The sequence below is a fragment of the Campylobacter sp. 2018MI01 genome (assembly GCF_018501205.1).
Lineage (GTDB): Bacteria > Campylobacterota > Campylobacteria > Campylobacterales > Campylobacteraceae > Campylobacter_E.
In genome coordinates this window covers 1-11,244 of the sequence record NZ_JAHCZE010000054.1, presented here as the reverse complement: position 1 = coordinate 11,244, position 11,244 = coordinate 1, and the positions used below count along the sequence as shown (strand labels likewise).

Annotated in this window: 13 protein-coding genes and 1 pseudogene; 11 read left to right on the top strand and 3 right to left on the bottom strand. The window is 26.8% G+C overall.

The annotated features are described in order from the left end of the window. Window positions 1-145: 145 nt before the first annotated feature. Both KJQ97_RS07710 and KJQ97_RS07705 read right to left on the bottom strand, forming a co-directional pair. Entirely contained in the window at window positions 146-679 is a 534-nt protein-coding gene (locus KJQ97_RS07710) for a hypothetical protein (protein ID WP_214120467.1), read from the bottom strand. Between the two features lie 56 nt (window positions 680-735). Further along, on the bottom strand, window positions 736-1,377 hold the full coding sequence (locus KJQ97_RS07705; protein WP_214120466.1) for a thioredoxin domain-containing protein: 642 nt from the start codon (window positions 1,375-1,377) through the stop codon (window positions 736-738). A gap of 126 nt (window positions 1,378-1,503) precedes the next feature. Here KJQ97_RS07705 and KJQ97_RS07700 point away from each other — a divergent pair, with 126 nt between their 5' ends. The 6 genes from KJQ97_RS07700 to KJQ97_RS07675 are packed head-to-tail and all read left to right on the top strand — an operon-like array spanning window position 1,504 to window position 6,866. Further along, complete coding sequence (locus tag KJQ97_RS07700) at window positions 1,504-2,073, top strand: hypothetical protein (protein ID WP_214120465.1); 570 nt, start codon at window positions 1,504-1,506, stop codon at window positions 2,071-2,073. Window positions 2,074-2,123: 50 nt separating this feature from the next. After that, complete coding sequence (gene abc-f / locus KJQ97_RS07695) at window positions 2,124-4,061, top strand: ribosomal protection-like ABC-F family protein (protein ID WP_214120464.1); 1,938 nt, start codon at window positions 2,124-2,126, stop codon at window positions 4,059-4,061. Next, on the top strand, window positions 4,048-5,235 hold the full coding sequence (locus KJQ97_RS07690) for a M48 family metallopeptidase (RefSeq protein ID WP_214120463.1): 1,188 nt from the start codon (window positions 4,048-4,050) through the stop codon (window positions 5,233-5,235). Before abc-f ends, KJQ97_RS07690 begins: the two co-directional genes overlap by 14 nt. Beyond that, window positions 5,219-6,022 carry a HemK/PrmC family methyltransferase gene (locus KJQ97_RS07685; protein ID WP_214120462.1) on the top strand — a complete coding sequence of 268 codons (804 nt, stop codon included), beginning with the start codon at window positions 5,219-5,221 and terminating at the stop codon, window positions 6,020-6,022. The genes KJQ97_RS07690 and KJQ97_RS07685 overlap by 17 nt, the downstream gene beginning before the upstream one ends. Continuing rightward, window positions 6,009-6,446, top strand: a complete 438-nt coding sequence (locus KJQ97_RS07680) for a DUF4149 domain-containing protein (protein ID WP_214120461.1) — start codon at window positions 6,009-6,011, stop codon at window positions 6,444-6,446. The genes KJQ97_RS07685 and KJQ97_RS07680 overlap by 14 nt, the downstream gene beginning before the upstream one ends. A gap of 33 nt (window positions 6,447-6,479) precedes the next feature. Next, window positions 6,480-6,866, top strand: a complete 387-nt coding sequence (locus KJQ97_RS07675) for a hypothetical protein (protein WP_214120460.1) — start codon at window positions 6,480-6,482, stop codon at window positions 6,864-6,866. Window positions 6,867-6,886: 20 nt separating this feature from the next. On the opposite strand, the gene KJQ97_RS07670 is transcribed toward KJQ97_RS07675, so the two are convergent. Continuing rightward, window positions 6,887-7,288, bottom strand: a complete 402-nt coding sequence (locus KJQ97_RS07670; protein WP_214120459.1) for a hypothetical protein — start codon at window positions 7,286-7,288, stop codon at window positions 6,887-6,889. A gap of 56 nt (window positions 7,289-7,344) precedes the next feature. Here KJQ97_RS07670 and mobB point away from each other — a divergent pair, with 56 nt between their 5' ends. From mobB to KJQ97_RS07645, 5 genes and pseudogenes are all read left to right on the top strand, one after another. Further along, the gene (mobB, locus tag KJQ97_RS07665) at window positions 7,345-7,815 is read left to right on the top strand and encodes a molybdopterin-guanine dinucleotide biosynthesis protein B (RefSeq protein ID WP_214117536.1); all 471 of its coding nucleotides are present in this window, start codon (window positions 7,345-7,347) and stop codon (window positions 7,813-7,815) included. Next, window positions 7,815-8,678, top strand: coding sequence for a class 1 fructose-bisphosphatase (locus KJQ97_RS07660; protein WP_214117535.1), 864 nt, complete (start codon window positions 7,815-7,817; stop codon window positions 8,676-8,678). The genes mobB and KJQ97_RS07660 overlap by 1 nt, the downstream gene beginning before the upstream one ends. After that, window positions 8,665-8,850, top strand: coding sequence for a hypothetical protein (locus KJQ97_RS07655; RefSeq protein ID WP_214117534.1), 186 nt, complete (start codon window positions 8,665-8,667; stop codon window positions 8,848-8,850). The genes KJQ97_RS07660 and KJQ97_RS07655 overlap by 14 nt, the downstream gene beginning before the upstream one ends. An 8-nt stretch (window positions 8,851-8,858) precedes the next feature. After that, the gene (metG, locus tag KJQ97_RS07650; protein WP_214120458.1) at window positions 8,859-10,730 is read left to right on the top strand and encodes a methionine--tRNA ligase; all 1,872 of its coding nucleotides are present in this window, start codon (window positions 8,859-8,861) and stop codon (window positions 10,728-10,730) included. A gap of 3 nt (window positions 10,731-10,733) precedes the next feature. Next, window positions 10,734-11,244: pseudogene (locus tag KJQ97_RS07645) on the top strand (hypothetical protein); the annotation flags it as partial.

Sequence of the window (11,244 nt, the reverse complement as noted above, 5' to 3'; positions counted from 1 at the left end):
GTGTTATAAAAACGCTAATATTTGTTATAAAAATGTAGTATTTGGAAAAATGGTTTTTATAACTTTAATTTATAAAAATAAAGTAATCCAAGAAATTCATTATAAGGTATATAAGTAGGATTTGCTTATTTTGCGTAAAGTAGATTTATTTTCTATCTGCTTTATAATATATTTTATTTATTTGATTATCTTGCAATTTTATTGCTATATCAATTGGGTTTTTATAAATAGTATCTTGAAAATACAGCATATTATTTTTCTCATTTTTTCTAAATCCATATTCTTTTAGATATTTAAGAATTTCATCATTGTTTTTATCTAGTAATACAGCGTTGAGTTCTTTTGTAGTAACTTCATTTATTATGCAATATTTTTGATTTTCTAGGCAAGTTTTATTAGTATTTATGATTTTTGCTATTAAATCATTTGGCTCTTTTATAAAAAATTCATAGTATTTATAAGCAGATACTAAAGCTAAAATTATTAAAAAGTATTTATTAAATTTAATCTCATCTAATCTCTTTTTAATACTTCCATAAATAGCAGAAAGCAAAATTGCAGATATAAAATAATAAGCAAAATTAAAGCCCATAAAAAGCTCAATCAAGCCAACAACTACACATAACCAAGATAAATAATAAGATAAATATTGTATGAGTTTTATAATTTTATGCAACATTTCACTACTTTTTAATACAAGTATTAGAAATATTTAGGATTTACCTAAGTAAATCCTTATTTTTTAGATAGTTCGTTTATCATATCTATAAGCATTTGTGGAGATTTTGCATGAGCTAAATTGATTACATATTTTCCATTTACAATAAAGGTTGGAGTTCCGTAAGTATTAGCAATTTCATTTGCAATATCAGTTGAGCTTAATAAATATTTTCCTTCAGGGCTTTGCAAGAAGCTTTCTAATTTTTTCTTTGAAATTCCAAGAATACTTAGACCAGATTTATAAAATTCATCAGGATTATTATTCCAAGTTGATTTATTTTTAAACATTTCAACAAAATAAACGCTACTAATTTTATCATATAGGCTATTTTTATCAATCAAGCTAATTTTATTTTTTTCATCTTGATAATGTGCGTATGCAAGTAAATTAGCCATTTCTTGACCAAATTTTCCCCAAGTTTTTACCATCATTAATCTAATATCTAAATCTTTTAATTGCTCTTTTATTAGTCCTAAAGTATTGTGATTGTGGTGTAAATAACAATGCGAACATTGATAAGACCATATTTCTGTTAAAGAATTATCAGAATTTGGAATTGGATTTTCAAGCACATTGTATTCTACACCTTCACTTAAGGCAAATAAGTTTGAACTAACAAGCAACACTAAAGCTAACTTTTTAATTTGTTTTAACATTTTTTCTCCTTAAAAAAATTGCATAAATATATAAAATTTTAATTAATAAAAATTTTCTATTAGAAATGATAATGATTAACAAAATATCGTATAATAATGGTTCAATTTAAAAAAAAGGATAAAAAAATGAAAAAGATATTTTCTTCAATCATCGCTACTGCGATTTTAGGCTCAAGTGCTTATGCAATTACTATTGATGAAGCTAGTGTAAAAGCTCATTTCGTTGGCTTTAAAATGGAAAAAAAATTAGGTGTTCCTGGTGTTATTGATGATGCTAAATTTGAATTTAGCAAAACAAGTGGCTCTGTTGTAGATATTTTAAACGGAACTAAAGCAAGTATGGATTTTGCTAACGAAAATACAAAAGATAAAATTCGTGAAAACAATATCCATAGAACATATATTGCAAATCTAAAAAATAGCAAAATTGAAGCTAGTTTAAAAGATGTAAAAGGTGATGAAACAAGCGGAAGTGCTACAGGTGTAATCACATTTAATGATATTACAAAAGAAATTCCAATGACTTATAGCGTAGCTGATGGTAAATTAGTTGTAAAAGGAGTAATCAATATGAATACTGATTTTAATACAACTGAAGCATTTACAGCACTTTCAACTGATAAACAAATCTCAGCACTTCACGGAAAGAAAACTCACGAAGAAGTTGAAATTTATTTTGATGTAGATGTTAAATAATCTTTAAAGGCTAGAATACTAGCCATTAAAAAACTTAAGGATTATTTAAATTGATTTTAATAGATTGTATTGATATTGATAAAGCTTACGGCGAAAAAGTTATTTTAAAAAATGTAAATTTTAGTATAAACGATGGCGAAAAAATCGCAATAATAGGTAAAAACGGGCAGGGCAAATCTACATTTTTAAAAATAATTACTAAAGAAATAGAACCTGATAATGGTAGGGTGTTGATTAATTCAAGCATAAATTTTTCTATGCTTTCTCAAAGCATTAATATAGATTATAATCTTAGCGTAGATGAATATATTAAATTGGAATTAGGCGATATTTTTAATGCTTTAAGCGAATATAATGAGATTAATTCTAAACTATCAACTAATCCAAATGATAAAGAATTATTACAAAAACAACAAATTTTATTTGATTTAATAGAGAGCAAGGACGCTTGGAGTATTGATAGTAAAATAAATAGAGCTTTAAAAGAATTTGAATTAAGTAGTTTTATAAATAGAAATCTAGCAAGTCTTAGTGGTGGGGAATTAAGAAGATTAAGCCTTGCTTGTATGCTGCTTAAATCTCCTGATGTTTTGATTTTAGATGAGCCTACGAACCACTTAGATGTAACTATGTGTAAATACCTTGAAGATATGTTAAAAGCTAGTAAAAAATGTGTTATTTTTATAAGTCACGATAGATATTTTATAGACAACATTGCAAGTAAATGCGTAGAAATAGAAGATGCAAAATTAAGAGAATTTGAAGGTGGGTATTCAAATTATTTACAAGCTAAGGCAAGATTACTAGAAAGCCTTAATAAAAGCTATGAAACTTTAGTAAAACAATTAAAAAGCGAAGAAGAATGGCTGCGTCGTGGGGTAAAAGCAAGGCTTAAGCGAAACGAAGGCAGAAAAGAGCGTATTTTTAAAATGCGTGAAGAGGCTAAAAAAAATCCTAGTATTTTGAATAGGCTAAGAGTTGAGCTTGCCCGTGCAAGTGATATAAAATCAAATCCACTTATAGCAAATAAGAAAAAAATGCTTTTTGAATTACACGATATTAGCCTAACGCTAGGCGAAAAATTATTATTTAAGCCATTTAATGCAAGGATTTTACAAGGTGAAAAAATAGCAATTGTAGGCAAAAACGGCTGTGGAAAATCTAGCTTTTTACAAATTCTACTTGAAAAACTTCGCCCTAGCAGTGGTTTTATAAAAAAAGGTGAGATAAATATAGGATATTTTGACCAGAAAAAAAGCGATTTAAAAGATGATGAAACTTTGATTGAGTATTTTTGTCCAAATGGCGGTGATACTATCAATGTGAAAGGCTCTAATATGCATGTATATGGATATTTAAAGCATTTTTTATTTCCTAAAGAACAACTTACTTATAAAATCGGCTCACTTAGTGGTGGCGAAAAAAGTAGGGTGGCTTTAGCAAAACTTTTTACAAAAGATTATGAGGTATTAATTTTAGATGAGCCTACTAATGATTTAGATATTGCTACGATTAATATTTTAGAGCAGTATTTAATGGATTTTAAAGGTGCTTTGATATTTGTAAGTCATGATAGATATTTTACGGATAGACTTGCTACTAAGCTTTTTGCCTTTTCAAATCAATCAATTGAAATTGAAACTATGAAATTTAGTGAGCTTTTAGAATTAAACGATGAATTAAGCGAGTTAAATAGCGAAATAGAAAACGATAAAGAAAAACCAGTAAAAGTTGAGCGTAAAAAAAGCGTAAAATTAAGCTATAAACAAAATAAAATCCTAGAAGAACACCCAGTTAAAATTGAAGAGATTGAAAAAGAAATTAGATTATTAAATGAATACTTAAGCGACCCTACAAAATATGAAAAATATGGGATATTGGCTCTTAATGAAAGGCTTGAGAATTTAAATCAGGAATTAGAGCTTTTAGAAAATGAGTATTACGAAGTTTTAGAACTTACAGAAAGGTTAGAAAATGTTGATAATTAGTATAATTAGTGTAATTTTTGTGATTGAAACAATACTTAAATTACTTGAAATAAATCATATTAAAACAAAAACAAATAAATGTTTTTTAAGTGATGAGCAATTTATAGAATTTAAAAATATAGCCATAGTTGAGCATAAATTTTCAATACTAAATAATTTTTTAGCACTTATTTTAAATTGCGTATTTATATTGGTGTTATTTAATGTATTAAAGGTTCATTTTGAGCCTAATTCACTGCTTGATAATACTATTTTAGTTTTATTGTATTTTATTATAAATTCTTGCATTCTAACCTGCTTAGATTATTATAAAACTATGGTTGTTGATACCAAGCACGGCTTTAATAAAAAAACTCCTAAAATGTATTTTAAAGACCTTTTAAAATCATTAATCTTATTAGTAATTATAGGTGGAGCTTTAGTTTATATTTTGCTTTTTGCTATTGCTAAATTAGGCGAGTTTTGGTGGATAGGTGGCTTTGCTATTTTATTTATTTTTAGTCTTTTAGCTATGGTTATTTATCCTAATTTTATAGTTCCATTGTTTAACAAATTAAGCCCTGTAGAAGGTGAATTAAGAGATGATATTGCAAAATTATTAGATGAATGTGGCTTTAAAAGTAATGGGGTATTTAGTATGGACGCTAGTAAAAACGATACTAGACTTAATGCTTATTTTGCGGGTATGTTTGGAGCAAAAAAAGTAGTTCTTTATGATACTTTAATCAATGCTATGAGTAAAGATGAATTACTTGCCGTATTAGCTCACGAATTAGGGCATTTTAAACATAAAGATATTTTAAAAATGCTTTTTATAAGTGGTTTAAATCTATTAATTACCTTTGCGTTTTTTGGATATTTTTCAAGTTTTTTTGAAAATCAATTTAATTTAGAAGGCTTTGTATCTAGTCCGTTGTTTGCTTTTATTATGGTAGGCTCGGCAATTTCGTTTATTTTAAGTCCTATTTTAAATTCTTTATCAAGAAAAAATGAATTTAGTGCAGATAAACATGGGGCAATAAAAACTAGCAAAAACGATATGATAAGTGCTTTAAAGGTATTAGCTATTCATAATAAAGCCTTGTTAGATCATAACGCTATTTATGAAATGATTTATAAAACTCATCCGAGTTTAAGTAGAAGAATAAGTGCATTAAATGATAGCCACATTTAACGAATTAAAAGCCCTAAGCAATGAAGTAATTGCAAGACAGATTATAATGGAGTATTTTTCATATTCAATGCTTGAATATTCAGTCGCAAGGGCAAATGTGATAAATCCAAGCGATAAAATTAAACTTTTAAGTATTGCAAACGAATACAAAAACGGCACTCCATTACAATACATATTCTCAAAAACTTATATAAAAGATTTAGAATTTAAATGTGCTAAAGGAGTGTTAATTCCTAGAAATGATACTGAAATACTAATAGATTTAGCAATAAATCTAATAAATCAAAATAACATAAAAAATATTTTTGAAATAGGTTTTGGAAGTGGGATTATTAGTATATTTTTAAAATTATTTACAAAAGCAAATATAAAAGCTTGTGATATAAACAAATTAGCCTTAAAACTAGCCAATGAAAATGCTAAATTGCATAATATAAATTGTGATTTTTTTATTAGCGATTTTATGAAAGTTAATTTTAAAGACTATGAACTAATTATCTCAAATCCTCCATATATTAGCACCGAATATAATTTAGATAAATCAGTATTAAAAGAGCCTAAAACAGCGCTTTTTGGTGGTAAAAAAGGATATGAGATATTATTTAAAATAATTGATAAATGTTATTTAGAAAATGTGAGATTTTTAATGTGCGAATTTGGATATGATCAAAAAGAAATCCTAAATGATTATCTAAAAGAAAAGAATTTTAAGGCTAGTTTTTATAAAGATTTAAATGGTTTTGACAGAGTTTTTATAGCAGAAAGGTTAGATTATGAAAAAAATTAATGATTTTTTATTAGCTGGAATAATTTTTGTAGAATTATTCATAGGAATTGTTGTTGCTCCTATTATTTTTTATCCTAGTGCAATTATTGGAGATGGGATTTTAAGCCACTTTCAAAGCGGACTTTTGATGACACAAGTGTTTGTAAAATTTAATTATTTGTTACTTTTCGTAAGCTTTTTAAATATTATTTATGAAAGTATTTCAAATAAATTATTTAGTTTAAAGCCAATTTTAAGCCTAATAATTTTGATTTTAGCCTTAGTGTTTGTATTTTATCATACAGCTAATGTGCTTGATATGCAGGCTTTAGGCATTACTGATAGTAAAGATTTTAATGATAATCATAAGCAAAGTGAAATGATTTTTAAAGTTATGGTTATTTTACAATTAATATTATTTTTTACTAAGAAAAAAGAAAAATAGGCTATAATCGGCAAAATTTAAAAGGAGTTTAGTATGCAAATTAACAATAACATACAAAGCAATGTCTTAATGGCTCAAAATAAACCTACTCAAAAAGTTGAAGATACTTCGGTAGAACAATTAAATGAGAAAAAAGTAAGTGAAGAAAAATTAAGCGAGAAAAAATATCAAGAAATCAGCACTCAACAAGATGAAATGATTTCAAAAATTCAAAATAATAATACAAATAAAGTTGATTTGAAAAATGATTTAGAAAAAATAGAAAATAGTTTAAAAACAGCAAATAACAATAACGATAGATTTAAAAATGAAGATTTTTCTAAATTAAACGCTAATTTTTTAAAGCAAAATGAAGAAAGTTTTAAAAACGCTCAACAAGTTAATTTTAACCAAACTCAAATAGCGTCATTATTAGCGTAATTTTAAGGGTTTTTTAGCCCTTAAAATTGATATTCAAGAGATTTTGAAATTCTTTGTATTTTAGCGCTTCTTGTTTCTTCATTATTTAAAGTAATTTCTATATCAATATTTGTCTTTTTACTAGCAGTATTTATTATTTTGTAAAAATATAAAAAATCATTTTTATAAGGCAAATTAAATTCATTTTTTGGCAGTTTTAAAAATTGAACCAAATACCCTTCAATTATTATATGTTCAATTTCATTTTTACTAGCAATCACAAAATAATCGTTATTATCCTTAACTCCTAAATAACTAATAATGCAATCATTTACATAATAAGACCTTAACATTATTTCTTCTTTTGAATTATAAAATTCATCATTTTGCCTAACACAAGCTGTAAAACATATCAAAATTACTAAAAATAAAGCTTTTTTCATTACTTCTCTTTCGTTTAATTTATAAATTTATAATTTTTAATAAAAAAGGTTAATCAATGAAAAAAGCATTCGCATTTACTGGCCCATCAAATTCGGGCAAAACTACACTAATTTGTAAAATTTCAGAGCATTTACAAAAGCTTGGCTTAAAGGTAGCAATAATTAAGCATGACCCAAAAGATAAAGCAGTATTTGATACGAATGGTAAAGATAGTTTTAAATTCTATCAAACGGGTGCTGAAGTTGCGGTTTTAAGCCCTGTAAAAACCACTATTTTTTATCACGAAAGCTTAGAAATAGAGCAAATAATTAAGCAATTTAGTGCTGATATTGTTTTAGTTGAAGGACTTAAAAGTTTGCCTTTACCAAGATTATGTGTGTTTTGCAAAGAAGTTGATGAGAGTTATTTAGAATATTCTTTAGCATTAGCTAGTTATTCTAATAAAGATTATGGTTTAAAGCAATTTAATTTAGATGATATTGCTAGTATTAGTGAATTTGTTTTAAATAATGCTAAGGAGATTTAATGCAAGAAATAATAGAAGCTATAAAACAAAGCGTTTTAAAGATTAAGCAAAGCTTTGATAACCCTGAATATGGCTATACAGAATTAAGTAATGCTAGTGGGGATTTACAATTAAAACAAGATGTATTAAGCGATATGATAATTACAAACGAGCTTAGTAAAATTGGCTCAATTAAAGCAATTATCAGTGAAGAAAAAGAAAATCCGCAATTTTTATACGATGATGCAAAATATATAGTTGCGTATGACCCACTTGATGGCTCTTCTTTATTTGATGTTAATTTTGCAGTAGGAAGTATATTTGCCATCTATGAAAATACTGCAGAGCCTAATAGTTTAAAAGCAGCTATTTATTCAATTTATGGTCCTAGAACCCAATTAGTAGTTTGTATAAATGAGCCAAAATTATATGAATACGATGGAAAAGAATTTAAATTCTTAAAAGATTTAAAACTAAATGAAAAAGGTAAATTAAACGCAACAGGCGGCACTCAAAAAGATTGGAGTAAAGCTCATAAAGCAATGATTGATAAAATATTTAGTGATGGATACCGCTTAAGATATAGCGGTGCTATGGTTAGTGATTTGCATCAGATTTTAATAAAGGGTGGGGGATTGTTTTCATATCCAAATACAAGTGAAGCTACATTAAATGATGGTAAATTAGGAAAACTTAGGGCTTTATTTGAAGTATTTCCTTTCGCTTATATTTACGAAAAAGCTGGTGGATTTTCAAGTGATGGGATAAAAGGCTCTAAAGGATATGAAAGTTTGCTTAATTTAAAATTTAGCACAATTCACGCAAGCACACCTTGTTATCTTGGTTCAATCAGTGAAAAGGCATATTTAGATGAATATTTATGAGAGTAATTTGCAAATTGCTAAAAAGAATTTGCAAGATTGCCAACAAAAAACGCAAAATAAATTATCTTGTATAGATTGTGAAAAGCTCTGTGAGTGCGATATAAGAAATGCTTTTGTAAAGGCTACTTATGAAAATATGTCGCAAGGTGCTTCACAAGATTTTAATTTTTAAGGATTTAGATGAAAACATATATTACAACTCCAATTTATTATGTAAATGACAAAGCTCATATAGGTCACGCATATACTACTATAATTGCTGATACACTTGCTAGATTTGCTAGACTTAAAGGAGATGAGACTTTCTTTTTAACAGGCACTGATGAGCATGGTCAAAAAATAGAAGAAAGCGCTATCAAAAACAACGAAAGTCCAAAAGCTTATGCTGATAAAGTTAGCAAAAGTTTTAAAGATTTGTGGGCTGAACTTGAAATTAGTAATGATTATTTTATTAGAACAACTGATGAAAATCATAAAAATTGCGTTCGTAAGATTTTTTTAAAAATGTATGAAAAAGGCGATATTTATAAAGATGAATACGAAGGTCATTATTGTGTATCTTGCGAGACTTTTCATACAAAAACTCAATTACTTGATAATGATAAATGTCCTGATTGCAAAAAGCCTACTAGAATTTTAAAAGAAGAAAGCTATTTTTTTAGACTAAGCAAATACCAAGATAGATTATTAAAATGGTATGAAGATAATCCTACTTGCATTATGCCAGCTAGCAAAAAAAACGAAGTAATAGCATTCGTAAAACAAGGCTTAAGGGATTTATCGGTAACTAGAACTAGTTTTTCTTGGGGCATAAAAATACCTGATGAATTAAATGATAGTAAGCATATAGTTTATGTATGGCTTGATGCTTTGAGTAATTATTTGAGTGCTTTAGGGTATTTAGATAATGATGAAAAAATGTCTTTTTGGCCTGCAAATATTCAATTAGTTGGTAAAGATATTTTAAAATTCCACGCAATTTATTGGCCTTGTTTTTTAATGAGCCTTGATTTAGAGTTGCCTAAAATGATAGGAGCGCACGGCTGGTGGACGGTTGAAGGCGAAAAAATGAGTAAAAGTGTAGGAAATGTAATAAATCCTATTGATGTTAAAAACGAATTTGGCAATGAGCCTTTAAGATATTTTTTATTATCTCAAATGCCTTTTGGAAATGATGGAGATTTTAGCAAACTTGCAATGGTTAATAAAATAAATGCTGAATTAGTAAATGAATTAGGTAATTTATTAAGCAGAAGCATATCAATGGCTAAAAAATATTTTGATTTGAAAGTGGAATTTGAATCAGGATTTAGTGAAGAATTAAATAAAGCAAATGAATATTTTAAAGCAAGTATAAATGCTATAAATGAGCTTAGAATGAATGAATATATAAGCGAAATTATGAAAGCTTTAAGTATAGCAAATGCGATGGTTTCAAAATATGAGCCTTGGACTATGATGAAAAACAACGAAAGCAAACAAACTCAAAGCTTATTAGCAGTAATTTTTAACATTTTAAAAAATGCTAGTATTTTATTAAGTCCTGTTATGCCAAAAGCTAGTGCAAAAATAGCTAATGCTTTAGGAGTAAATATTGATACTAAAACATATAACGATATGTTTAATTTACAAAAAGAATTTAATTTAAACGAATGCGAACATTTATTCTCAAGAGTTGAGCTTAAAATTGAAAGCAAAGAAGAAGTAAAACAAGAATTAAAAGAGCCAAAAATCAAAATTGATGATTTTGCAAAAATCAAAATGCAAGTAGCAACCGTCTTAGAATGTGAAAATGTAGAAGGTAGTGAGAAATTATTAAAATTCCAACTTGATTTAGGAACTGAAAAAAGACAAGTTTTAAGCGGAATTGCGAAATATTATAATGCTAAAGATTTAGTTGGCAAACAAATTATTTTACTTGCTAATTTAGAGAGTAGAAAAGTATTTAAGCATTTAAGTGAAGGTATGATTTTAAGTGCTAAAAATTCAGATGAAAGCTTAGTTTTATTAACACCGCTTACTAAATGTGAAAATGGTGCTGTGATTGGATAAAAATTGGAAATAACTAATTTTTCAGAATTAATTAATGCAAAAATTATTAATAAGCCTAGTGTTTCTAGGCTTAAAGATTTTTGCCTTAATTTAAATAGCGTTACTAATGCTAGTGCGTTTTTTACCAATGAACAAGCATTGGCAAATGAAGCTATTAAAAAAGGTGCTTATGCGATAATTAGCACTAAGGATTTATCAATTAGTGATAAAGAAGTAGCATTTTTAAAAATAAATGATTTTGAATTTGCTTTAACAAGATTGCTTGCGTTTTATTCAATTGATAAAAGGGTGGTTTTATTAGATGAATTAAGCATAGAATGTTTAAATAGGCTAAATATTACTACTTTAAAAAATGACTTATTTTATGATTTTGAAAATATTTTAAAAAATAATTTAATCTTTTGCTCAAGCAAGGAATATTTAGATAAATTAAGCTTAAGCTATGAAAATGTAAAGTATTCTTATGAAATTATTAAACGCTCTAGTTTTTTTTATCAAGATTTAATATTAAATG

Bases quoted from the DNA above. Each gene is read 5' to 3' on its own strand.
- KJQ97_RS07710 (WP_214120467.1), bottom strand. From the start codon at position 679: ATGTTGCATAAAATTATAAAACTCATACAATATTTATCTTATTATTTA.
- KJQ97_RS07705 (WP_214120466.1), bottom strand. From the start codon at position 1,377: ATGTTAAAACAAATTAAAAAGTTAGCTTTAGTGTTGCTTGTTAGTTCA.
- KJQ97_RS07700 (WP_214120465.1), top strand. From the start codon at position 1,504: ATGAAAAAGATATTTTCTTCAATCATCGCTACTGCGATTTTAGGCTCA.
- KJQ97_RS07690 (WP_214120463.1), top strand. From the start codon at position 4,048: ATGTTGATAATTAGTATAATTAGTGTAATTTTTGTGATTGAAACAATA.
- KJQ97_RS07685 (WP_214120462.1), top strand. From the start codon at position 5,219: ATGATAGCCACATTTAACGAATTAAAAGCCCTAAGCAATGAAGTAATT.
- KJQ97_RS07680 (WP_214120461.1), top strand. From the start codon at position 6,009: ATGAAAAAAATTAATGATTTTTTATTAGCTGGAATAATTTTTGTAGAA.
- KJQ97_RS07675 (WP_214120460.1), top strand. From the start codon at position 6,480: ATGCAAATTAACAATAACATACAAAGCAATGTCTTAATGGCTCAAAAT.
- KJQ97_RS07670 (WP_214120459.1), bottom strand. From the start codon at position 7,288: ATGAAAAAAGCTTTATTTTTAGTAATTTTGATATGTTTTACAGCTTGT.
- mobB (WP_214117536.1), top strand. From the start codon at position 7,345: ATGAAAAAAGCATTCGCATTTACTGGCCCATCAAATTCGGGCAAAACT.
- KJQ97_RS07660 (WP_214117535.1), top strand. From the start codon at position 7,815: ATGCAAGAAATAATAGAAGCTATAAAACAAAGCGTTTTAAAGATTAAG.
- KJQ97_RS07655 (WP_214117534.1), top strand. From the start codon at position 8,665: ATGAATATTTATGAGAGTAATTTGCAAATTGCTAAAAAGAATTTGCAA.
- metG (WP_214120458.1), top strand. From the start codon at position 8,859: ATGAAAACATATATTACAACTCCAATTTATTATGTAAATGACAAAGCT.